At 68.0% G+C, this 25045-nt stretch carries 15 protein-coding genes; 14 read left to right on the top strand and 1 reads right to left on the bottom strand.

Features of this window, described 5'->3' with window-relative positions; genetic code table 11:
* The first annotated feature begins 274 nt into the window (after nt 1–274).
* The 7 genes from IQ458_RS10890 (at nt 275) to IQ458_RS10860 (ending at nt 11465) form a co-directional block, all read left to right on the top strand.
* Entirely contained in the window at nt 275–3451 is a 3177-nt protein-coding gene (locus IQ458_RS10890) for a TonB-dependent receptor (protein ID WP_203322805.1), read from the top strand.
* A gap of 166 nt (nt 3452–3617) precedes the next feature.
* Nucleotides 3618–4361: a SapC family protein gene (locus tag IQ458_RS10885; protein ID WP_203322804.1), complete on the top strand. Its 744-nt coding sequence runs from the start codon at nt 3618–3620 to the stop codon at nt 4359–4361.
* Between the two features lie 3 nt (nt 4362–4364).
* Nucleotides 4365–5387, top strand: a complete 1023-nt coding sequence (locus IQ458_RS10880; RefSeq protein ID WP_203322803.1) for a cupin-like domain-containing protein — start codon at nt 4365–4367, stop codon at nt 5385–5387.
* Nucleotides 5388–5411: 24 nt separating this feature from the next.
* Nucleotides 5412–6941, top strand: a complete 1530-nt coding sequence (locus IQ458_RS10875; protein ID WP_203322802.1) for a tryptophan halogenase family protein — start codon at nt 5412–5414, stop codon at nt 6939–6941.
* Between the two features lie 199 nt (nt 6942–7140).
* Nucleotides 7141–8634, top strand: a complete 1494-nt coding sequence (xylB, locus tag IQ458_RS10870) for a xylulokinase (protein ID WP_203322801.1) — start codon at nt 7141–7143, stop codon at nt 8632–8634.
* A gap of 35 nt (nt 8635–8669) precedes the next feature.
* Nucleotides 8670–10004, top strand: a complete 1335-nt coding sequence (gene xylA / locus IQ458_RS10865) for a xylose isomerase (RefSeq protein ID WP_203322800.1) — start codon at nt 8670–8672, stop codon at nt 10002–10004.
* A gap of 51 nt (nt 10005–10055) precedes the next feature.
* Entirely contained in the window at nt 10056–11465 is a 1410-nt protein-coding gene (locus IQ458_RS10860; protein ID WP_203322799.1) for a sugar porter family MFS transporter, read from the top strand.
* A 276-nt stretch (nt 11466–11741) separates the two neighbouring features.
* Here the strand turns inward: IQ458_RS10860 and IQ458_RS10855 are convergent, their stop codons facing one another.
* Complete coding sequence (locus tag IQ458_RS10855) at nt 11742–12803, bottom strand: LacI family DNA-binding transcriptional regulator (protein ID WP_203322798.1); 1062 nt, start codon at nt 12801–12803, stop codon at nt 11742–11744.
* A 113-nt stretch (nt 12804–12916) separates the two neighbouring features.
* Here IQ458_RS10855 and IQ458_RS10850 point away from each other — a divergent pair, with 113 nt between their 5' ends.
* The 7 genes from IQ458_RS10850 (at nt 12917) to IQ458_RS10820 (ending at nt 25045) form a co-directional block, all read left to right on the top strand.
* Nucleotides 12917–15118, top strand: coding sequence for an alpha-glucuronidase family glycosyl hydrolase (locus IQ458_RS10850; RefSeq protein WP_203322797.1), 2202 nt, complete (start codon nt 12917–12919; stop codon nt 15116–15118).
* A complete protein-coding gene (locus tag IQ458_RS10845) occupies nt 15115–17115 on the top strand; it encodes a sialate O-acetylesterase (RefSeq protein ID WP_425504675.1) in 2001 nt (666 codons plus the stop codon). Before IQ458_RS10850 ends, IQ458_RS10845 begins: the two co-directional genes overlap by 4 nt.
* A gap of 92 nt (nt 17116–17207) precedes the next feature.
* Nucleotides 17208–18899: a glycoside hydrolase family 43 protein gene (locus IQ458_RS10840; RefSeq protein WP_203322796.1), complete on the top strand. Its 1692-nt coding sequence runs from the start codon at nt 17208–17210 to the stop codon at nt 18897–18899.
* A gap of 13 nt (nt 18900–18912) precedes the next feature.
* On the top strand, nt 18913–21618 hold the full coding sequence (locus tag IQ458_RS10835) for a glycoside hydrolase family 3 protein (protein ID WP_203322795.1): 2706 nt from the start codon (nt 18913–18915) through the stop codon (nt 21616–21618).
* 61 nt (nt 21619–21679) lie between these two features.
* Complete coding sequence (locus IQ458_RS10830; protein ID WP_203322794.1) at nt 21680–23185, top strand: MFS transporter; 1506 nt, start codon at nt 21680–21682, stop codon at nt 23183–23185.
* Entirely contained in the window at nt 23182–24219 is a 1038-nt protein-coding gene (locus tag IQ458_RS10825) for a glycoside hydrolase family 43 protein (protein WP_192199548.1), read from the top strand. The genes IQ458_RS10830 and IQ458_RS10825 overlap by 4 nt, the downstream gene beginning before the upstream one ends.
* Nucleotides 24209–25045 carry an aldose 1-epimerase gene (locus IQ458_RS10820; protein WP_203322793.1) on the top strand — a complete coding sequence of 279 codons (837 nt, stop codon included), beginning with the start codon at nt 24209–24211 and terminating at the stop codon, nt 25043–25045. Before IQ458_RS10825 ends, IQ458_RS10820 begins: the two co-directional genes overlap by 11 nt.

The following is a 25045-nucleotide window of genomic DNA, read 5'->3' as shown; positions in this document are numbered from 1 at the left end:
TAGTCTGCGGCCCAACGTAATGGTAGCGCTACCACTCGACTGCTGCACAGCCCGGTCAATGGCCTGCCCCTCCATCGCGCGCTAGTCGTCCAACCACGTTTTGAAGCCGGAATACCAGGTCGTGCGCCCTCGGACGCCGCGCCCGGTTCCGGTCTGGAAATAACGGGCCATGCCCGTGGGCGCCCTTGGGAGGGCGATACATCCATTGATCGTGAAAGGGGAGATCCATGAACGCGTGCAGTTTCCGTGCAACTCCAGACCTGAGGGCAAGTTCATGAGCCGGAAGTTGGCGAGATTCAAATCGAAGGCCATGTTCACCTTCGTGGGGGGCGTGCTGGTCATCAACCCCGCGTTCGGCCAGGACGCCGCCACGCAGGCCACGCCTGCGGACACCACCCAGCAATCCACGTCGCAGGCGACCGACCAGGCCAAGACCCTGGACACGGTCGTTGTCAGCGGCATCCGCAGCAGTCTGGATCAGTCGATGGGGATGAAGCGCGACGCCATCGGCGTCGTCGATGGCGTCACCGCCGAGGACATCGGCAAGTTCCCGGACACCAACCTGGCCGAGTCCCTGCAGCGCATCACCGGTATCTCGATCGAGCGCCGCGACGGTGAGGGCGCGCAGGTCACCGCGCGTGGCTTCGGCCCGCAGTTCAACATGGTGACCCTCAACGGTCGCCAGATTCCCGGCGCCGACGCGTTCGGCGCGCCGGGCCAGATCCCGATCGGCGGCGTGGACGGCGGCACCCGCGCGTTCAATTTCGCCCAGTTGGCCTCCGAGGCGATCAGCGCGCTGGAGGTCTTCAAGACCGGCCAGGCCACCGTGCCCAGCGGCGGCATCGGCGCGACCATCAACATCCAGACCGATCGGCCGTTCAACCATACCGGCGTGGTCGCCAGCGCCGGCGCCAAGGCGGTCTACGACGATTCGCAGCCGTTCGACACCGACATGACGCCCGAAGTCTCGGGCATCTTCAGCTACACCAACGACGACAAGACCTGGGGCGTCGGCCTGGCGGCCAGCTACCAGAAGCGCCACGGCGGTTCGGTGCAGGCGACCGAGAACGCCTGGAACATCCAGCGCTGGACCGGCACCGATCCGGCGCTGCGCGCCGGCGCGGAGGTGGTCAACGCGCCGGCCATCGGCCAGCTCTACGCGATGCCGAACGACCTGCGCTACGCCTTCGCCGATTTCGAACGCGAGCGCATCAACGGCCAGGCGGTGATCCAGTTCGCGCCGATCGACAGCCTGACCCTGACCCTGGACTACACGTACTCGACCAACGAGATCTCCGAGGATCGCGGCGAGCAGACAATCTGGCTTCAGCGCGCCAACAGCTTCACCCACCTGGCATTCGACACCAACGAGGCCGTCGCCACGCCGGTCTACCTGCGCGACATCGTAGGTGCCAAGGACTTCGGTTACGAGCAGCAGCACAACGAGCAGAAGTACAAGCTGGACTCGCTGGGCTTCAACGCCAAGTGGGACGTCAGCGATCGGTTCCGGCTGAACTTCGACGCCCACAACACCAAGTCAAGCAGCAAGCCGAACGACCCGCTGACCGGTGGCGGCGCGACCTACTTCAGCCTGGCCGGCACCAACAACTGCACGGTCGGTCCGTATTGCGGCGGCAACTGGGCGCAGGAGCTGCGCTTCAACAACGGCCTGCCGCTCGGCGCCCGCACCTGGTATCCGGACGCGGCATCGGCGGTGGCCGGCACCGGCGGCACCCTGAATCCCGACTTCCCGCCCGAGCAACTGGGCTCACAGGTGCTGCGCATCAACGCGCAGACCCAGGAAACCGAGATCAAGCAGGGCCGGATCGACGGCGAGTTCGATTTCGAGGATGGCCGCTTCCAGTTCGGCGTCGATTCCTCGCGCATGACGATGAGGCGGCGGCAGGCGACCGAGATGTACGCCACGCTCGGCGACTGGGGCGTGGCCAATGCCGGCGACGAACCGGGCCTGACCGATCTGCTGCGGCGGACCAGCATCATCGGCCTGTTCGACGACTACAGCGCCAACGGCGCGGCGCCCGGCGCATGGCGAGGCAACACCAGTGACCTGGCGCGGTGGGCGGCCGGCGAGTACGGGGCGAGCAACCGCTACAACCCGCAACTGGCGGCCGACAACAAGATCGAGGAAAAGACCGATTCGGTCTACCTGCAGCTGGAAATGCAGGGCGAGCTCGGCGGCATGGCCACCCAGACGCGGATTGGCGTGCGCTACGAGCGCACCGATGTCACCTCCACTTCGGCAGTGGCCGTGCCCAACGCGATCGAGTGGTCGGCCAACAACGACTTCCGCATCCTGCGTTCGGACGAGGTGCAGCCATTCAGCGAGACCAACCGCTACAGCTACCTGCTGCCGAACCTGGACTTCGGGATTGACTTCACCGACACCCTGAAGGGCCGCGCCTCGTTCAGCAAGACGATCGCGCGTCCGCCGTACGGCAACCTGTACGCCGGTCCGAACCCGAACCAGCCGACCGGTTCGGTGCTGGTCAATCCGTCCACGCGCGCCGGCGGCGACGCCCAGAACCCGGCGCTGGAGCCGCTGGAATCGGACAACCTGGACCTGGCGCTGGAGTGGTACTTCGCCGATGCCAGCTACGTGTCGGTGACCTACTGGAACAAGGCGGTCGACAATTTCATCGGCAACACCGTGGTCCGCGAATCGCTGTACGGCCTGACCGATCCGACCTCCGGTCCGGATGCGCAGGCGGCGCTGGACTTCCTGCAGAGCCAGGCTTGCGTCACCCAGGTGAGCGGCGCCGGCAACGACGTCGACGCCGCCTGCTCGGCCAACGACACGGCGCTGTTCACGGCCCTGGCCATGCTGCGCAACGCCGGTGCCACTGGCGGCCTGGCCGCCTACGACGGCAGCTCGGCGCAGGTGCTGGAGATGGAGACCGACTACAACCTGGTCGGCGAGGCGGACGATCCGCTGTACCTGTTCGACGTCAACCGGCCGGTCAACCAGAACAAGGCCAAGCTGCGCGGCTGGGAAATCGGCGGCCAGTACTTCCTCGGTGACAGCGGTTTCGGTCTGTTCGCCAACTACACCATCGTCAATGGCGACGTCGGCTTCGACAACACGGTGCTGGACCGCGACCAGTTCGCGCTGCTGGGCCTGAGCGACACCGCCAACCTGATGCTGATGTACGAGAAGTATGGCTGGTCGGTCCGCCTGGCGTGGAACTGGCGCGACGAGTACCTCATCGCGGCGAACCAGAACGGATCCAACCGCAATCCGTACTACGTCGAGGAATACGAGCAGTGGGATCTCAGCGTCAACTACGCGCTGTCGGACCGCTGGTCGCTGGGCTTCGAGGCGATCAACCTGACCGGCGAGGACGTGCGCTGGCACGGCCGCTCGGAGAAGCAGGTAATCAAGCTGGTCGATCAGAGTCCGCGCTACATGCTCGGTGTCCGCTACAAGTTCTAGGGTCCTGCGATACCGCCCTCTCCGGCTATCGTGAAGGATGGGATCGCTGCTTCGGCAGCGATCCCTTTTCACCCACCGGTCGCCCGCCCGGCTTTCGGCGGCGGCCCTTCCAATTCCGGCAGGGACGGTGCATAACTCCGCGCACGCCACCCGGTCCCGAATCACCATGGCACGACACGAACTGCTGAACAACGTCGCCCACAAGGACCTGCGGGTCATCACCCGCTTCGGGCCGGAGTTCGGCGACGATGTCGGCATGGTCACCGCGTTCCCGACCGAGTTCGCCGAATTGCAGCGCGAGTATCCGATTTTCTTCCGTCGCGACCGCAACCGCGACGGCGCCTGGCAGGCGGTCGCCCTGCTGGGCTTCGACGCGCGCGAGAACCTGTTCCTGCGCGATGGCCGCTGGAACGCCACCTACCTGCCGGGCATCGTCGCCAAGGGGCCGTTCCTAATCGGTTTCCAGGAGCGCAGCGTGGAGGGCGAACTCCGGCGCGAACCGGTGATCCATGTCGACCTGGATCATCCGCGCGCCAGTTTCAGCGAAGGCGAAGCGGTGTTCCTGCCGCATGGCGGGCACAGTCCCTACCTGGATCATGTTTCGGCGGTGTTGCGCGGCGTCCGCGACGGCATCGAATCCGGCGCGTCGATGTTCGCCGCGTTCGACGCGCTGGAGCTGATCCAGCCGCTGGACCTGGAATTGCAGCTGGACGACCAGCACCGGGTGAGCCTGGCCGGCCTGCATGGCGTGGATCGGGAGCGCCTGGCCGCGCTGGACGCGGGGGCGCTGCACGGGCTCCACCGCGCCGGATATCTGGAAGGGGCGTATCTGATCCAGGCGTCGATGCAGAACCTGCGCCGGTTGATGGCCGAGAAGCAGCGTCGCCTGCGCCAGGCACGGGCGGCCTGAGCGATGTTGCCTGCCGCCACGCCGCTGCCCGAACTGGCGCTGTCGCCAGGTGAGAACGTGCCCGTGCAGGCGCTGCTGGCCGGCGGCGAGCCGGTCGTGCTGCGCGGGGTCGCGCGCGATTGGGAACTGGTGCGGGCCGGCCGGAGTTCGATGCGCGCCGCGATGGACTACCTGCGCGATCACGACAATGGCCAGCCGGTCACCTATTCGTGGGGCGCGCCGGAGGTGGCGGGACGGCCGTTCTACGATGCCGGCTTCACCGGCTTGAACTGCGAGGTGCGCCGCGATGGCCTGGGTGATGTACTCGACGGGATCGCACGGCACATCGAAGACGAACGGCCGCCGACCTACTACGTGGCGTCGTTGCCGGTGGACGCCCGTCTTCCGCGCCTGCGCGCCGGCAACGATCTCGGGCTCGCGGCCCAGGGCATCCACGCGCCGCCGAGCATCTGGATCGGCAACCGGGTGATCGCGTCATGCCATTACGACGCCCTGAACAACATCGCCTGCTGCGCCGTCGGACGGCGCCGCTTCACCCTGTTCCCGCCCGAACAGATCGCCAACCTGTATCCGGGACCGCTGGCGCCGACACCCGGCGGGCAGGCGGTCAGCATCGTGGATTTCGCCTCACCGGATCTGCAGCGCCACCCGCGCTTCGCCGAGGCGTGGGCGACCGCGCGCGAGGCGGTGCTTGAACCCGGCGACGCGATCTTCATGCCGAGCCTGTGGTGGCACCACGTGCAGGGGCTGGAGCCGTTCAACGTACTGATCAACTACTGGTGGAGCAGCGCGCCGGCCTATCTGCCGACGCCGATGCACGCGCTGTACCACGCGCTGTGGACGATTCGGGATCGGCCCGAGCGCGAGAAGCGGGGATGGCGCGCGATTTTCGATCATTACGTGTTCGGCGCCGCGGATCAGGCCGGCGCGCACCTGCCCCAAGACGCGCGCGGGGTGATGGGGCCGCTGGACGAAGCGATGGCGCGGCAGCTGCGCGCCATGCTGATCGACAAACTCAATCGCTGACCGGCACGCCGGGAGAGGGGACGGATGGAAGCTGGACGGATACGCAGGGTGGTGATTGCCGGTGGGGGCAGCGCCGGCTGGCTGGCGGGCGCCGCGCTGGCGCACCAGTTCCGCGGACTGCTGGACATCACCCTGATCGAATCCGAGCAGATCGGCACGGTCGGCGTCGGCGAATCGACGGTGCCGCCGATCCGCAGCTTCCATCGCTTCCTGCAGATCGACGAGCAGGAATTCCTGCAGGCCGTGGCCGGCACGTTCAAGCTGTCGATCTCGTTCGAGCACTGGCGCCGGCACGGCGAGCGCTATATCCATCCGTTCGGCATCACCGGTCAGGGCACCCTGGTCTGCGCGTTCCACCATTTCTGGCTGGAGAGCCTGCGCCGCGGCCATGCCTCCGAGCTCGGCGACTTCTGCCTGGAAACCCAGGCGTCGCTGCGGGATCGGTTCGCCCTGGGCGGGCAGCCCGCGGTCAACTACGCCTACCACCTGGACGCCGGGCTGTACGCGCGTTTCCTGCGCCGGCATGCCGAGCGCAACGGACTCAAGCGGATCGAGGGCAAGATCCGCGAGGTGCGCCAGGACGCCGGGACCGGCGACGTGCGCGCGTTGCTGCTGGAGGATGGCCAGGTGATCGAGGGCGATCTGTTCATCGATTGCACCGGCTTTCGCGGTCTGCTGATCGAGCAGACCCTGCAAACCGGCTACGAGGACTGGAACCGCTGGTTGCCCAGCGACCGCGCGGTGGCGGTGCAGACCGAGCCAACCGGCGCGCCGGTGCCGTACACGCGCGCGATCGCGCATGCGGCCGGCTGGCGCTGGCACATCCCGTTGCAGCACCGGGTCGGTTGCGGCCTGGTGTTTTCGAGCCGTCATATGTCCGACGACGAAGCCAGCGCCAAACTGCTGGCCGACGTCGGCGCGCCGCCGGTGCGCGATCCATGGCGGGTGCCGTTCCGGACCGGGCGTCGCCTGCGGGCCTGGAACAGGAACGTGGTGTCGCTGGGCCTGGCCAGCGGTTTCATCGAGCCGCTGGAATCGACCAGCCTGCACCTGGCGATGACCGCGATCGTGCGGTTGATCGAACTGTTTCCGCTCGATGGCATCGATGACGCGCTGGTGCGGCTGTACAACGAGACCAGCCGGATCGAGATGGAGCACGTGCGCGACTTCATCATCCTGCATTACCACGCCAACCAGCGCGAGGAACCGATGTGGCGCGAATGCCGCCACATGGAATTGCCGGATTCGCTGGCGATCCGCCTGCAGGCGTGGCGCGAGCGCGCGCACGCCTGGCAGGGCGCCAACGAACTGTTCCGCGTCGATTCCTGGACCCACGTGATGCTGGGCCAGGGCCTGCAGCCGCAGGCGCACCATCCGCTGGCGCGTGGCCTGTCCGACCCGGATCTGAAGCGCCTGCTGGACGGCATCCGCGCGCCGATCACGCGGACGGTGGCGGCGATGCCGGCGCAGCAGGACTTCATTGAACGCTACTGCCCGGCCAACGCCGAGGTGTGGCGGCAACGTCCGGCCCCGGCGCGGGAGCAGCGGGCATGAAAGCGCACGGTCCGCCGTCCGCAAGTCCTTGTCGGGACGGGGATTCTGCGCCGCAGCATGTACTCCGGCGCGGTCGTGTATACAGTGGCCGCAGGCTAGGGACCGGGCCGCGGCAGCGGCTTTCCCGGCGGTATTCGCGGATGCGGATTTTTTTTACCGCCGAAATGGTAGCGCTAACTTTTCGTTCCGGGGACTTCGCATGGCACTGACCGCAGGCATCGACGCAGGCACGCAAAGCCTCAAGGTGGTGGTGTACGACCCGGAGGCCCGCGCCGTGGTCGCCAATGCCAGTGCGCCGCTGGCATTGACCAGTGGCGAGGACGGCAGCCGCGAGCAGCATCCGTCGGACTGGGTGGAGGCGATGCGCGATTGCTTCGATCGCATCGACCCGACGATCCGCGCGCGCGTGGATGCGCTGGCGGTGTCCGGCCAGCAGCACGGCTTCGTGGCGGTGGACATCGACGGACAGGTACTGGCGCCGGCCAAGTTGTGGAACGACACCAGCACGGCCGGCGAGTGCGTCGACATCATGGCGGCGGTCGGCGGCGCGCAAGGCGCCATCGAGTTGGCCGGCAATCCGATCCTGGCCGGCTATACCGCCTCCAAGCTGCCGTGGACGCGCAAGCATCGTCCCGAGGCCTACGCGCGGCTGGCGACGATCCTGCTGCCGCACGACTACCTGAATTTCGTGCTGACCGGACAGCGCTTCTGCGAGTACGGCGATGCCTCCGGCACCGGTTGGCTGGACGTGCGCACGCGCGGCTGGTCGAAGGCGATGCTGCATGCCACCGATCCGGATCGCGATCTGGTGGCCTGCCTGCCGCCGATCGCCGCGCCGGACGCGCTGTTCGACATCATGCCGGCGATGGCCGCGAAGCTGGGCCTGCCCGCCACCGTCAAAGTCGCGGTCGGCGGCGGCGACAACATGATGGCGGCCATCGGCACCGGCTGCGTGGCCGAAGGCCGGCTGGCGATGAGCCTGGGCACCTCGGGCACGCTGTTCGCGTACTCAGACACGCCGGTGGTCGATCCGGCCGGCGCGTGGGCGGCGTTCTGCTCGTCCACCGGCGGTTGGCTGCCGCTGATCTGCACGATGAACTGCACGGTGGCAACCGAGCAGGTCGCGCGCCTGTTCGGCTTCGACGCGCGCGACGGCGACGCGCTCGTGCAGTCCACGCCGGCCGGCGCCGACGGGCTGGTGATGCTGCCGTTCCTCAACGGCGAGCGCACCCCGGATCTGCCGCTGGGCAAAGGCGTGCTCGCCGGCCTGGACGTGCACAACCTCAGCCCGGCGCACCTGTATCGCGCGGCGATGGAAGGAGCGACCTACAGCCTGAAGTACGGCTATGACGCCTTCGTCCGCGCCGGGATGCGTTTCGATCGCATTGTGCTGACCGGCGGCGGCGCCAACAGCGCGGCCTGGCGGCAATTGGTGGCCGATGTGTTCGGCCTGCCGGTGGATGTGCCGCGACAGGCCGAAGGCGCGGCCTTTGGCGCGGCCCTGCAGGCGCTGTGGGCCCGCGCTCGCGCGAACGGCGACTCCGCGTCCATCGCCACCGTCGTGCAGGCGCATGTGACGACCGACCCGGCGTTGTCGGCCACGCCCGATCCATCACGCAGGCAAGCGTACGCCAACGGTTACCGGCGCTTCCTCCAGTACCTCGATGCCGTCACGCCGCTGCAGCGCGGCTGACGCTTCCCCTCCGGCACAACCCAAGGAAATCCAGCATGAGCACGCAGCCCTTCATCGGCGCCAAGGAATACTTCCCCGGCATCGGCCGCATCCCGTTCGAGGGCCGCGGCTCGGACAATCCGCTGGCCTTCAAGATCTACGACGCGAACCGCAGGATTGGCGGCAAGACCATGGCCGAGCACCTCAAGTTCGCGGTCTGCTACTGGCATACGTTCTGCAATGCCGGCCATGACCCGTTCGGCCCCGGCACGCGGCACTTCCCGTGGGAGGCCGGTTCGCCGATGGCCACCGCCGAAGCCAAGATGGATGCGGCGTTCGAATTCTTCACCAAGCTCGGCGTGCCGTACTGGTGCTTCCACGATGTGGATCTGGCGCCGGACGCGGAAGACATCGCCACCTACGAAAAGAACCTCCGGCACATGGTCGGCCTGGCCGGGGAGCGCCAGCGGGCGACCGGCATGAAGCTGTTGTGGGGCACCGCCAACCTGTTCTCGCATCCGCGCTACATGAATGGCGCCTCGACCAATCCGGACTTCGCCGTGGTCGCGCGCGCGGCGGTGCAGGTGAAGGCGGCGCTGGAAGCCACGGTGGAACTGGGCGGTGAGCACTACGTGTTCTGGGGCGGTCGCGAAGGCTACGCCTCGCTGGTCAACACCAACATGAAGCGCGAGATCGCCCATTTCGCCCGTTTCCTGGCCATGGCGCGCGACTACGGCCGCAGCATCGGGCTGAAGGGCAACTTCCTGATCGAGCCCAAGCCGATGGAGCCGATGAAGCACCAGTACGACTTCGACAGTGCCACCGTGGCCGGCTTCCTGAAGGAGCATGGCCTGGAGAAGGACTTCAAGCTCAACATCGAGGCCAACCACGCCACCCTGTCGGGCCACACTTTCGAACACGATCTGCAGGTGGCGGCCGATCACGGGCTGCTGGGCAGCATCGATGCCAATCGCGGCAATGCCCAGAATGGCTGGGACACCGACCAGTTCCCGACCGACCTGTACGACACCGTCGGCGCGATGCTGGTGGTGCTGCGCCAGGGCGGGCTGGAGGGCGGGCTGAATTTCGACGCCAAGGTGCGCCGGGAGTCGACCGATCTGGAGGACCTGTTCCTGGCCCACATCGGCGGCATGGACGCGTTCGCGCGCGGCCTGGAGGTCGCGCACGCGCTGTTGACCGAATCCCCGTGGGAACAATGGCGCGCCGAGCGTTATGCCAGTTTCGACAGCGGCGCGGGCAAGGACTTCGAAAACGGTAGGCTGGACCTGTCCGGACTGGCGGCGCTGGCCGCCGGGAACGGTGAACCCAGGCAGATCAGTGGCAAGCAGGAGCGCTACGAGAATCTGCTCAACCAATACCTGTTGCGCTGAGCGGTCGGGTGGCCATCGCAACGGTCATGAACTGAGCAAGGGGAGGACGGCATGAGCCAGGCGTTGACGGAGAACGAGAACACCCGGCTGATCGTGTTGATCAGCGTGGTGGCGACCATCGGGGGATTCCTGTTCGGATTCGACAGCGGGGTCATCAACGGCACCGTGGACGGCCTGCAGCAGGCGTTCGGATCCAGCAAGGCGGGGCTGGGCTTCGAGGTCGCCTCGATGCTGCTGGGGTGCGCGATCGGCGCGTTCTTCGCCGGCCGGCTGGCCGATCGCTGGGGCCGGCGCAGCGTGCTGATCATCTCGGCGGCGCTGTTCCTGTTGTCGGCGATCGGCGCCGGTGCCGCGCACAGTTCACTGGTGTTCGTGGCCGCGCGCGTGCTGGGCGGATTCGCGGTGGGCGCGGCCAGCGTGATATCGCCGGCCTACATCGCCGAAGTGGCGCCGGCGCGGTACCGCGGACGGCTGGCCACGGTGCAGCAGATCGCCATCATCAGCGGCCTGTTCGCGGCGTTCCTGAGCAACTATCTGCTGGCCCGCGCCGCAGGCGCCTCGACCGGGGCGCTGTGGGGCGGCCAGTCGGCCTGGCGCTGGATGTTCTGGATGCAGGCGTTTCCCTCGCTGCTGTTCCTGGTGCTGCTGCTGACCATTCCGGAAAGCCCGCGCTACCTGGTGGTCAAGCGCCGCAAGGACGAAGCGATGCGCGTGCTCACCCGTCTGTTCGGCGCGGGCGAGGCGCGCGTCAAACTGGCCGAAATCGATGCCTCGCTGTCCGAGGATCACCATCGCCCGCGCCTGTCGGATCTGAAGAACAAGGCCACTGGCCGGATTCGTCCGATCGTGTGGGTCGGCATCGGCCTGGCCACCTTCCAGCAACTGGTGGGCATCAACGTGGTGTTCTACTACGGCGCGGTGCTCTGGCAGGCGGTGGGCTTCTCGGAAAACGACGCCCTGCTGATCAACGTGCTGTCCGGCGCGCTGAGCATCGGTGCCTGCCTCGTCACCGTGCTGCTGATCGACCGCATCGGGCGCAAGCCGCTGCTGTGGATCGGTTCGGCCGGCATGGCGGCGTCGCTGGCACTGGTGGTGTGGGCCTTCGCCAGCGGATCGCTGGTGGACGGCCATCTGCAACTGCCCGGCGGCATGGGCACGCTGGCGCTGGTGGCGGCCAATCTCTATGTGGTGTTCTTCAACCTGTCCTGGGGACCGGTGATGTGGGTGATGCTGGGGGAAATGTTCCCCAACCAGATCCGCGGTTCCGCGCTGGCGGTGGCGGGTGCGGCGCAGTGGACGTCCAACTTCGCCATCACCGTGACCTTTCCGATCCTGCTGGCCGCCATCGGCCTGGCGGCGACCTACGGCATCTACCTGGCCGCGGCGGTGATCTCGGTGTTCTTCGTTCTTAAGTACGTGCACGAGACCAAGGGCAAGGAACTAGAACAGATGGAGGGGTGAGCCCGGACCGGCGCCGGCATCGCGATGAGCGGGCCGGCGTGGGAGTCGGCAGGCGTGGTGCGCCGTGCATCGTGACGCAGATTTGTTCGGACGGAATACAGACCAGGGTGGACGACCGGATCAGCTGATCAGGCATCCGTATCATCGGGAGGGGCGGGAAACAGCATGGGCATGTGGAACCCCGATATCGCAAGCGCGCTGGTCCGCCGGGCCGGTATGCCGCTGGCTGTCGACGATGCCGCTGCCCGGTGCGGTGCGGACAGGCCTTGCGACGCGCTAGCGACGTTTGGGCGGTGCCGCCACCGATTCGCGGCTGACCAGCCGGTGCGGGACCACGTGGTCCATCAGCACGCGGGTGCTGTCGCCCTTGCGGCGGATGCTGCGCAGCAGGATGTCCACGGCCGCGTTGGCCATGGACGCGATGGGTTGGTGGATGGTGGTCAGTTCCGGCCAGACCGTGGTCGCGGCCGAGGTATCGTCGAAACCGACCACCGAAAGATCACGCGGCACGTCCAGCCCGCGCCGATGGGCGACCGAGATCGCGGCGGCGCCCATGTCGTCGTTGCTGGCGAAGATCGCGGTCGGCGGCTTGCGGTGCGCAAGCAGTTTCTCGGCGGCCTTGAGTCCGGAGCGATAGGTGTAGTCGCCCTGCTGGACAAGGTCGGCGTCGACTTCCAGGCCGGCTTCGTGCAGCGCGGTGACGAAGCCGTCATAGCGCCGCGAACTGGCGCTCAGGTCGTTGCGTCCGCGGATGAAGCCGATGCGGGCATGGCCGCGTTCGATCAGGTGCTCGGCCATCTCCTTGCCGGCGGTGAAGTCGTCGATCCTGACGCAGGAGATGTCGTTGCTGAAACGTCCCGAGGCGATCGCGACCACCGGCACGCCGGCCTTGACCAGTTCGGTCACCGCGACCCGGGATTCGCACAACGGCGGCGGCAGGATCACGCCATCGACGCGGCGGGCGAGCGCGCGCGCCGCTTCACGCTCGGCTTCGCCACCCAGGCCGTCCCAGTAATCCACTACCAGCTGGATCGCGGTGCGCGAGGCCACGCGCAGCAGTCCCACCAGCAGTTCGCGAAGATAGGCGCCGCTGGGGTTGGTGTAGATCAGGGCGATGCGGGTGTGTTGGGCCGCCGCCAGCGAACTGGCGGCCAGATTGGGCGTGTAGTCCAGTTCGCGCACCGCCTGCATGACCCGCTCGCGGGTGGTGTCGCGCACTTTTCCCTGGCCATTGATGACGCGCGAGACCGTCATCGGCGACACGCCCGCCAGGGCGGCCACCTCATCGATAGTCACGCCGCTGCTCTTGCGGCGGATCGACTTCTTCGGCTTGTCCAACCTGTTTTCCCTTCTTCGACCATGGCCGCGTCTTTCCGCGGCCGCCCGAACCCGGCCAGGCTCGCAGGATGATGATGGAACACATCACGCCCGCGTGCCCGCCTGGCCGGCGAATGTTAACGCTAACCTTGCGCCGGGGCGACCCGGGCCGGCGACGCGTTCTGCCGGTGCTGGCCGAACTCCTGCTGCTGTGGATGGTGCTGATCGCGGGCGCGGCGCGCGCCGAGGACGGCTACGCGCTGTGGATGCGTTACGTGCCGATGGCTCCGGCACAGGCCGTGGAAGCCCGGGCGCGCCTGCGCGAATTGGTCGCGCCGGAGGCCACGCCGACCCAGCGCGCCGCGCGCGACGAACTGCTGCGCGGACTGGAGGGCTTGCTGGGGCGGGCGCCGCGCCTGTCCTCCGGCCCCATCGGCGAGGGCACGCTGCTGCTGGGCACGCCCGCTTCCTCGCGGTGGATCGCGACGCTGGGCGATGAAGTGCGCGGATTGGGGCCGGAAGGCTATCTCCTGCGCCAGACGAACATTGACGGAAAAGAAACCCTCGTCGTCGCAGGCGGCGGTGACATCGGCGTGCTGTACGGCGTGTTCCATCTGCTGCGGCTGTTGCAGACCGGTGCTTCGCTGCAGACCCTGAAGATCCACGAAGCCCCGCGGCTGAAGCTGCGATTGCTCAACCATTGGGACGATCTGGACGGGCACGTCGAACGCGGCTATGCGGGCGCGTCGCTGTGGGACTGGCACAAGCTTCCGGATTGGCGAGACCCGCGCTACACCGACTACGCGCGGGCGAACGCGTCGCTGGGAATCAACGGCACCGTCCTCAACAACGTCAACGCCAATGCCCTGAGCCTGACGCCGATGTACCTGGAAAAGGCGGCGGCGCTGGCGGATGTCTTCCGTCCCTATGGCATCCGCGTGTACCTGAGTGCGCGCTTCAGCGCGCCGATCGAGATCGGGGGGCTGGACAGCGCCGATCCGCTGGACCCGCGGGTGCGGCGCTGGTGGCGCGAAAAGGCGCGCGAGATCCACGGTCTGATTCCCGATTTCGGCGGCTTCCTGGTGAAGGCCAATTCCGAGGGCCAGCCCGGCCCGCAGGACTACGGCCGCTCGCATGCCGACGGCGCGAACCTGCTCGCGGACGCGCTGGCGGATTACGGCGGCGTGGTGATGTGGCGCGCCTTCGTCTATTCGCACGAGGTCCCGGACGATCGCGCCAGGCAGGCCCATGCCGAATTCGTCCACCAGGATGGCCGGTTCCGTCCGAACGTGCTGCTGCAGGTGAAGAACGGGCCGATCGATTTCCAGCCGAGGGAGCCGTTCCATCCCCTGTTCGGTGCGATGCCGAAAACGCCGCTGATGATGGAGTTCCAGATCACCAAGGAGTATCTGGGCTTCGCCACCCACTTGGTCTATCTGGGCACGCTTTATGAAGAGACGCTGCGCGCCGATACCCATGCGCGCGGCGCCGGATCCACGGTGGCGCGGGTCGTGGACGGTTCGCTGCACGGCGCGGCGCTGACCGGCATGGCGGGCGTGGCCAACGTGGGCGCCGATCGCAACTGGAGCGGTTCCCACTTCGATCAGGCCAACTGGTACGCGTTCGGCCGGCTGGCGTGGAATCCCCATCTGGCCGCGCGTGACATCGCCCGCGACTGGGTCGCGATGACCTTCTCGCCCGACCCGGTGGTGGTGCGGCCGGTGGTGGACATGATGATGGCATCGCGCGAGGCGGCGGTGGACTACATGACCCCGCTGGGCCTGCATCACCTGATGGCACGCGGTCATCACTACGGCCCCGGCCCCTGGGTCGACGGTGGCCCGCGCGCGGACTGGACCTCGGTCTACTATCACCGCGCCGATCGCGACGGCATCGGCTTCGATCGCAGCGTCAGGGGCAGCAATGCCGTGGCCCAGTACATGCCGCCGGTGGCGCGCGTGTTCGGCGACGTCGATCGCGTGCCCGAGCCGCTCCTGCTGTGGTTCCACCACGTGCGCTGGGACCATCGCATGCAATCCGGGCGTTCCCTGTGGGACGAAATGGTTCATCGCTATTCGCGCGGCGTGGCCCGCGTGGGCGACATGCGCGCCACCTGGGAGGGCCTGCGTGGCCGGGTGGACGACGCGCGGCATCGCGAAGTGGCCGCTTTCCTGCGCATCCAGCAGCGTGAGGCGCAGTGGTGGCGCGATGCGAGCCTGGCCTACTTCCAGTCCATCAACGGGTTACCGCTGCCCGCAGGCGAAGCGCCGCCGCCGCGGCCGCTGGCGTACTACCAGTCCCTGCGATTTCCCTATGCGCCGGGAGATGGACGATGAACCGAGGAGTCTTGTTCGCCCGGGGCATCGCCTGCGTCGCGCTGTGGTGCATGGCGGCGCCATGCATGCACGCGCAGGAAGCGAACCGCCCGGCGTTGCTGCATGAGTTGTTCCAGGATCACGCGGTCTTGCAGCGCGATGCGCCGCTGCGTATCTGGGGCCAGGCCGCGCCGGGGCAGCAGGTCAGCGTGTCCTTCGCCGGCGCCGCGTCGGCGACGCGGGCGGGGCACGACGGCGCGTGGGAAATCCGCCTGCCCGCGCAGGCGGCTGGCGGACCCCATGATCTGCGGGTCGAAGCGGGCGATGCCGTGCAGACCGTGCACGACATATGGCTTGGCGATGTCTGGCTGTGCGCCGGGCAGTCGAACATGGAACTGCCCGTCTGGCGCTCGCTGGATGCGGGCGGGGAGATCGCCGCCGCCACGGACGCGCGCATCCGCCTGTTCACCGTTCCGCGGGCCGGTGCGATCACGCCGCAGTCGCACTTCTCCGAACCGACCGCCTGGCGGATTGCATCGCCGGAGACGGTACGGGATTTCTCGGCGGCCTGCTTCTACTTCGCACGCGAACTGCGCAAGACGATCGACGTGCCGATGGGATTGATCCAGGCGGCCTGGGGCGGTTCGCGGATCGAGGCCTGGACCAGTGTGGACGCGCTGCGCGCGGGCGGGCAGGGGGGCGAGGCGCTCGACGTGCTGTCACTGTACGCCGCCGACCCGAACGCCGCGGTCGCGCGCTGGGGCGCGCACTGGCAACGCTGGTGGAATGCGCGCAAGGAAACGGCCGCCGGTGACGAACCGTGGCGCGCGGATGCGCTGGCCGATCCGGCGTGGCGGCCGGCGCCCGCCGGACTTGGCGCCTGGGAGCGCTGGGGTGTCCCCGAACTGGCGGCCTACGACGGCATGGTGTGGTACCGCGCGCAGGTGGAACTGAGCGCGGCGCAAGCCGCGCGTGGAGCCGTGCTCGAACTGGGAGTGGCCGATGAAACGGACATGACCTGGATCAATGGCGTGCCCGTCGGTAGCAGCTACGGCGCCGATGCCGCGCGCGCCTATGCGCTGCCGCGCGGCCTGTTGCGGGAAGGCGCCAACAGCGTGGTCGTCAACGTGCTGGATACCTGGCGCGAAGGCGGGCTCGCCGGACCGGCGGCCGCGCATGCGCTGCGCTTTGACGACGGCAGCCGGGTGCCGCTGGATGCGGACTGGCGCTACCGGCCCGCGCCCGGTACCGACGCGCCGCCCAGCGCGCCCTGGCAGGCGGCGGCGGGTCTGTCGACGTTGTACAACGGCATGATCGCGCCGCTTGGTCGCTACGGACTGCGTGGTTTCCTCTGGTACCAGGGCGAGTCCAACACCGCCGACGGCGCGCGCTACGCGGCGCGACTGCGCACGCTGCGCGCGGACTGGCGCCGGCAACTGGGCGACGGCCTGCCGATGCTGGTGGCGCAACTGGCCGGTTACGGCATGCCGCCTTCCGCACCCACGGAAAGTAGATGGGCGGAGGTCCGCGAAGCACAGCGCCGGGTGGTGGCGGAGGAGCCGCGCTCGGGGTTGGCGATAACGATCGACATCGGCGATCACTACGACATCCATCCGCCGAACAAGCAGGAACTGGCGCGACGGCTGGCGCGCGCGGCGCGCCACGTGATCTATGGCGAGCGCGCGCTCGCGCCTTCCGGCCCGGTGCCGCGCGAGGCGCGGCGGACCGCGGATGCGGTGGTGGTGACGTTCGATGGCGTCACCGGCGCGCTGGCGACGACGGGCGCGGCCGGTCCGATCGGCTTTGAACTGTGCGGTGGCGAAGCGGACGGTTGCCGTTATGCGGACGCGACGATCGATGGCCATCGTGTGGTCCTGCGTGCACCGCAACGGTCCGGCGATGCCGGACGGGTGCGCTACTGCTGGGCCGACGGGCCGACCTGCACCCTGCGTGACGGCGCCGGCCTGCCCGCCGGACCTTTCGAACTTCCACTCACCGCGGCCGAGACGACCCGATGAACGCATCCTTCCGCAACGGAATTCGCGCGCGCGATCCCAATCCGGATCGAAACACGTCGCCATGCCTGCCATCGTCGGCCCGAATAAGGACGATGGGATGGCTGCTCGCCAGCGGCCTGGCCCTGCTGCTGGCCACCGCGTCGGCGCATTCGGCGCCACCGGCCGACGCCGCCGCGCCGGTGTTCTTCGACTGGTTCGAGTACACCGGCCGCGATGCCGCGTTCGAACCGGCGCTGCCCGCCGGCCACTACCGCAATCCGGTGCTGGCCGGCTTCCACGCCGATCCCAGCATCATTGCCGCGCGGGGCAAGTTCTACCTGGTCAATTCCAGCTTCACCTTCTATCCCGGCATCCCGGTGTTCGAGAGCGACGACCTGGTCCACTGGAAACAGATCGGCAACGTCATCGAGCGGCCCACCCAGCTGGATTTCGACGGGCTGAGCGTCTCGCGCGGCATCTTCGCGCCCACCATCGAATACCACGACGGGGTGTTCTACGTGGTCACCACGGCCACCGACAGCGGCGGCAATTTCATCGCCACCGCCCGCGATCCGGCCGGGCCCTGGTCCGATCCGCACTGGCTGCCGACCATCGGCGGCATCGATCCGTCACTGTTCTTCGATCAGGACGGCAAGGTCTACCTGCTCAACAACGACGAGCCGGTCGGTCCTCCGCGCTACGATGGCCATCGCGCGATCTGGATGCAGGAGATAGACCTGCAGCGCCTGCAGCCGATCGGCCCGCGCAAGGTACTGATCGATGGCGGCGTCGCCCCGGAAACGAACCCGATCTGGATCGAAGGACCGCATCTGTACCAGCGCGATGGCTGGTATTACCTGTCCGACGCCGAAGGCGGGACCGGGCCGCAGCATTCGCAGGTGGTGCTGCGCAGCCGGCAGGTGTGGGGGCCGTATGTGCCCTATCCGGGCAATCCGATCCTGACCCAGCGCGATCTGCCGGTCGATCGGTCGTTGCCGATCACCAACGCCGGGCATGCCGATCTGGTCGAAGGGCCCGACGGGACGTGGTGGGCGGTGTTCCTGGCCAGCCGCAATTACCAGCAGCGCCACTACAACACCGGACGCGAAACCTATCTGCTGCCCGTGCAATGGCGCGACGGATGGCCGGTGATCCTGCCGGCCGGCCAGACCATCCCGTACATCGCACGCGCGCCGTCGTGGATGCGCACCGATGCCACGCAGGCGCCGTCCACCGGAAATTTCGTCCATCGCGACGAGTTCGACGGCATGGCGCTGGCACGCGAATGGCTGCGCGTGCGCGTGCCCAGGCGGGATTGGGCGGATCTGGCCACGCGCCCGGGCGCGCTGGCCCTCCATCCGCTGGCCGAAGGCCTGGACACGCTGCGCAACCCGGCGTTCCTGGGACGCCGCCAGCAGCACCTTCGCTTCGATGCCAGCACGGCGATGTCGCTGCCCGGCGCCGGTGTCGCGGCCGGACTGGCCGCGTTCCAGAGCGAGACGCATTGGTATTTGCTCGGTGCGCGCCGAACAAGCGGCGGCAGGCTGCAGGTGTTCCTGGAGGGGCGGTGGGGCACCGGCGCCGCACGCACGCTTGCCACCCGCGAGGTCGAGGCCGGTGTCGCGCTGCGCCTGAAGATCGACGGTGACGAAGGCGCTTATGGATTCGCCTTCGATGCCGGCGACGGCCGCGGCTGGCAATCGCTGGCGCGCGACATCGACGGCACCGTACTGAGCACCGACCGGGCCGGTGGCTTCGTCGGCACGTTGCTGGGTCCCTTCGCGCGCGACGAACGTGCCCACTGAGCGGGAGAGAACGATGACCATCACCGAACCGAAATGCCAGGCACACCTCCGCAACGCGCCGCGCCTGCGTGCGCTGGCCCTGTGCGCGCTCGCGTTGCTCGCCGCGCGCCCCGTGGCCGCGCATGAACCAGCGCCTTGGCTGGATACCCGCAGCGGCTTCGAGGAACGCGCGGCGGCGTTGGTGGCGCGCATGACGCTGGAGGAAAAGGCCGCGCAGATGCAGAACGCCGCGCCCGCCATCGAACGCCTCGGCGTGCCCGCCTACGACTGGTGGAACGAGGGTCTGCACGGGGTCGCGCGCGCCGGCCAGGCCACCGTGTTTCCGCAGGCGATCGGCCTGGCGGCCACCTTCGACGTGCCGCTGATGGGCGAGGTCGCCACCGCCATCAGCGACGAGGCGCGCGCCAAGCACCACCAGTTCGTGCGCGAGGGCGCGCATGGCCGCTACCAGGGCCTGACCTTCTGGTCCCCGAACATCAACATCTTCCGGGACCCGCGCTGGGGCCGTGGCCAGGAAACCTATGGCGAGGATCCCTACCTGACCGCGCGCATGGGCGTGGCGTTCGTGCGCGGCCTGCAGGGCGACGACCCGACGCACCGCAAGCTGGACGCCACCGCCAAGCACTTCGCGGTGCACAGTGGGCCGGAAGCCGACCGCCATCATTTCGATGCCCGTCCGAGCCGGCGGGATCTGTACGACACCTACCTGCCCGCGTTCGAGGCGCTGGTGAAGGAGGGCCAGGTGGACGCGGTGATGGGCGCCTACAACCGCGTCTACGGCGAGTCGGCCAGCGCCAGCCGGTTCCTGATGCGCGATCTCCTACGGCGAGATTGGGGCTTCACCGGCTACGTGGTGTCCGATTGCTGGGCCATCGTCGATGTATGGAAGAACCACAAGATAGTGGCCACCCGCGAGGAAGCAGCCGCGCTGGCGGTCAAGAACGGTACCGAACTGGAATGCGGCGAGGAATACGCCACGCTGCCCGCCGCCGTGCGCCGGGGCCTGATCAGCGAGGCGGAAATCGACGAGGCGGTGACGCGGCTGTTCACCGCGCGGATGCGGCTGGGCATGTTCGATCCGGCGTCGCGCGTGCGCTGGGCGCGCATGCCGTACACCGTCAACCAGTCGCCGGCGCACGATGCGCTGGCACTCAAGGCCGCCCGCGAATCGCTGGTGCTGCTGAAGAACGACGGCATCCTGCCGTTGTCGCGCAGCCTGGAGCGCATCGCGGTGATCGGCCCGACCGCCGACGACACCATGGCGCTGCTCGGCAACTACTTCGGCACGCCGGCCGCGCCGGTGACCCTGTTGCAGGGCATTCGCGACGCGGCGCCGGGGATCCGGGTGACCTACGCGCGCGGCGTGGATCTGGTGGAGGGGCGCGACGACCCCGCTGCCACTCCGCTGATCGAAGCGACCTACCTGCGACCGTCCGCCGATTCCGTCGAACGTGGCCTGCGCGGCGAGTACTTCCGCAGCCGGGATCTGTCCGGCGCGCCGGCGCTGGTGCGAACCGACGCGCAGATCGGATTCCGCTGGGATCGCGGATCGCCCACCGACAACCTGCTCGCGCGTGGCGAGGCGGCGCCGGGGCAGGGGATACCGAGCGACGGCTTCAGCATCCGCTGGAGCGGCCAACTGCTGCCGCCGGTGTCGGGCAAGTACCGGCTCGAGGCGGCGGCCGACGACGGCTTCCGCCTGTACCTGGATGGCGTGCGGGTGCTGGATCACTGGACCGCCAGCGATCGCCTGCGCAGCGACGGTGTCGAGCTGGATCTTCAGGCTGGCCGCGCTTACGACCTGCGCCTGGAGTACTACGATGGCGAACGCGATGCCGCGGTCCGGCTGGCCTGGCGCATGCCGGGCGCCAAGCCGCCGTTCGAGGAGGCGCTGGATGCGGCGCGCGACGCGGACGTGGTGATTTTCGCGGGCGGACTCACCGGTGATGTCGAAGGCGAGGAAATGACCGTCAATTATCCCGGCTTCGCCGGCGGCGACCGCACCGATCTGCGCCTGCCGGCGACCCAGCGCAAGCTGCTGGAGGCGCTGCACGCCACCGGCAAACCGGTGGTGCTGGTCCTGACCGGCGGATCCGCGCTGGCGGTGGACTGGGCCGACGCCAATCTGAGCGCCATCCTGATGAGCTGGTATCCCGGTCAACGTGGGGGCTCGGCGGTGGCCGAGGCGCTGTTCGGCGACATCAGCCCGGCCGGCCGCCTGCCGGTCACGTTCTACAAGGCGGATGAAGTACTGCCCGCATTTGACGACTATCGCATGCAGGGACGCACTTACCGTTACTTCGATGGCACCCCGCTGTATCCGTTCGGGCATGGGTTGTCGTACACCCGCTTCGACTACCAGCGCCTGCGGGTGGACAAGCGTACGGTGAAGCCGGACGCGACGGTGCGGATCAAGCTGCGGGTGGAGAACATCGGCGAGCGCGCCGGTGATGAAGTCGTGCAACTGTATGTCCGCCCCGTCCAGGCCCGGCCCGGCGATGCGCGGCAGGAGTTACGCGGTTTCCAGCGCATCCACCTGCGGCCCGGTGAACGGCGTGCGCTGACGTTCGACCTGGTGCCGGAGGCCGCACTGCGACGCTACGACGAAGCACGCCAGGCCTACATTGTTCCACCCGGCCGCTACGAGGTGCGGGTGGGCGGCTCCAGCGCCGACGCGCGTGCCACCGCGCAATTCGAGGTGAAGGCCGCCGATGACTGATTCAACCGTGGGACCGGCATCGCCGGAATTGCATGGCACCGATGCCAGGGGGAAAACACGCATGTCCAGCCGAGAACAGCCGCTGTCGATCCGCGAGAAGCTGGGCTACAGCCTGGGTGATCTCGCGGCCAACCTGATTTTCCAGACGCTGATCACCTATCTGGCGTTCTTCTACACCGATGTCTACCGGCTGCCGCCGGCGACCGCGGCCACCATCATCTTCGTGGTGGGACTGCTGGGTGCGTTCGTGTTCACGCCAGTGATCGGCATCGTCGCCGATCGCACCTCCACCCGCTGGGGTAAGTTCCGGCCCTGGATCCTGTGGACCGCGGTGCCATTCGGCGTGCTGTCGCTGCTGGCCTTCAGTACGCCGGAACTGGGAGAGCGGGGCAAGATCATCTACGCGCTGGCCACCTACAGCCTGCTGGTGCTGGTGTACGCGGCCAACAACCTGCCGTACTCGGCGCTCAGCGGCGTGCTCACCGGAAGCATGGCCCAGCGCAACAGCCTGTCCTCGTACCGGTTCGTGGCGGTGATGATTGCCCAGTTCATCATCCAGGTGCTGCTGCTGCCGCTGGTCCTGATCCTGGGCGGCGGGGATCGGGTGAGGGGATTCGAGAGCGTGATGACCCTGTTCGCGGTGGTTGGCACGGTGTTCTTCCTGATCACCTTCCTCACCACGCGCGAGCGCATCGTTCCCACCCGCGAGCAGTCCGCCGGTGTGTTGCAGGATCTGGCCGATTTGCTGCGCAACCGGCCGTGGCAGGTGATGCTGGCCCTGACGGTGCTGGTGTTCACCAACCTGGCGTTGAAGGGCGGCACCTACATCTACTACTTCCAGTACTACATGAGCGAGGCCGCGCTGGCCGCTTTCCTGCGCGATTCCGGTTTCAATGGCCTGATCGCTTCGTTGAACGCCATGCTGACCGGCGCGGGACTGGCCGGCTTCCAGTGGCCGGAGGATCCGGCCACGTCCACCTTCAGCCTGTTCAACGGCGGTGGCATCGTCTGCATGATCCTGGGCATCGGCGTGTCGCGCCGCCTGGCCGATCGGTTTGGCAAGCGCGATGTCTTCGGCGTCGCGCTGCTGGTCTCCACGCTGTTCCTCCTGGCGTTCTACCTGTTTCCGCCCACCGCGGTGGGCTGGGTGTTCGTCGCCTTCATGCTGCACGGCTTCTGCTACGGCATCACCATCCCGCTGTTGTGGGCGATGATCGCCGACGTGGCCGACTATTCGGAATGGAAGAACCACCGGCGGGCCACCGCGATCATCTTCTCGGCGATGCTGTGCGGGCTGAAAATCGGCCTCAGCACCGGCGGTGCGTTGGTCGCCGGCATCCTCGCCCATTACGGCTACCAGGCCGGGCTGGAAACTCAACCGGCCGCCGTGGTGGACGGCATCCGCCTGACCGTCAGCGTCTATTGCGCCCTTCCGTTCCTGATCGCGGTGGCGCTGCTCTTCATCTACGAGATCGACAAGCGGATGGAAGTGCGCATCGAGCACGAACTCGACCAGCGCCGCCGCGCCGTCGACCGCCCCCTGCACGCCGAGGTTTCCTCCCCATGACCGACATCCTCCCCCACGGAGAGCCGGCAACGCCGGCCGCCGAACTGGAACGACTGGCCGCGTGCGCCATCTCGCAGCCGTTGCTCACCCATCTGTATACCGCGGATCCGTCAGCGCATGTGTTCGACGGGCGCCTGTACATCTACCCGTCCCACGACATCGACGGCGGTGCCGCCTTCGACGACGACGGTGGCCATTTCGTCATGGAGGACTACCACGTGCTGCGGATGGATTCGCCGGATGGCCCGGCGACCGATTGCGGCGTCGCCCTGCACGTACGCGATGTGCCATGGGCGGAGCGGCAGATGTGGGCGCCGGACGCGGCTTGCCGCGATGGAAAGTATTACCTGTACTTTCCCGCCAAGCAGGCCGATGGCCTGTTCCGGATCGGCGTGGCCGTTTCGGAGCGACCGGAGGGACCGTTCACCGCCGAACCCGAACCCATCGCGGGCGCCTACTCGATCGACCCGGCGGTCTTCCGGGACGATGACGGCGAGCACTACCTCTACTTTGGCGGCATCTGGGGCGGGCAACTGCAGAAGTACCGCGACAACCGCCATGACGCCATGCACGAGGAGCCGACTCCGGACGCGCCCGCGCTCGGGCCGCGGGTGGCCCGCCTGGATACCGGCATGAAGACGCTGGCCGAACCCGCGCGCGAAATCATGATCCTGGACGAGCAGGGACAACCCCTGCGTGCCGGCGATCACGAACGACGGTTCTTCGAGGGCGCCTGGGTGCACAAGCATGCAGGCCGCTATTACTTCTCCTACTCCACCGGCGACACCCATTTGCTCTGTTACGCGGTGGGCGACAGCCCCTATGGGCCGTTCACCTACCAGGGCGTGATCCTCACTCCGGTGGTCGGCTGGACCACGCACCACTCCATCTGCGCGTTCGCGGACAAGTGGTACCTGTTCTATCACGACGCCCTGCTGTCGGGCGGCGCCACCCACCTGCGCACCGCCAAGTGCACGGAACTGCAGCATGACGCGCACGGCCACATCCGCACCATCCACCCCTATGGCGACTGAGATCCGTCGTTTGCCCCGGGACGATGCGTCCGCACCGATGCCGCCGGGCGAAACGATTCGTCTGCACAGGGGATCGCTGAAGGTCGATCTGGCACCGGCCGCCGGCGGCCGCGTCGCCCGGATCCGGTTCGACGGCGTGGATTGGCTGATTGGTCCCCACGATGGCTGGCCCGACACCATCGCGTGGGGTTGTTATCCCATGGTGCCGTGGGCCGGACGCGTGCGCGCGGGTCGCTTCCAGGCAGGTGGGCGCGCCTACCAACTGCCGGTGAACTTCGGGGGCCACGCCATCCATGGCCTCGGCTTTTCCCGCTCCTGGCGAATCGAGTCGCAGGATGACGACGCCGCAACCCTGTCCCTGCTGCTGCCGCAGGATGGCTACTGGCCTTTTGGCGGTCTCGCGAGGCAGGTAATCACCCTGCACGACCACGGCCTGCGGCTGGACCTGTCGGTACAGGCTGGCGACCAGCCCATGCCGGCCGTGCTGGGCTGGCATCCCTGGTTCCGCAAGCCCGACCGGCTCGTCTTCCATCCCTCGGCCATGTATCCACGGGACCACGATGGCATCGCGACGCTCCCGCTGGTGCCGCCCCGGCCCGGCCCCTGGGATGACTGCTTCATCGCCGAAGACGGCGCCGTGCTGGAACGCGCGCGGCAACGACTCCACGTCACATCCGATTGCACGCACTGGGTGGTGTACGACGGCGCCGGGCACGCGACCTGCGTGGAACCACAGACGGGGCCGCCGGATGGATTCAATCTTGCGCCGCACATCGTTGAGCCGGGACAGGTGCTGGCAATGTGGATCGACTTGCGGTGGTCATGA

Source organism: Pseudoxanthomonas beigongshangi (genome assembly GCF_016820515.1).
Lineage (GTDB): Bacteria > Pseudomonadota > Gammaproteobacteria > Xanthomonadales > Xanthomonadaceae > Pseudoxanthomonas_A > Pseudoxanthomonas_A beigongshangi.
This window is presented reverse-complemented; position numbering and strand designations above follow the sequence as displayed.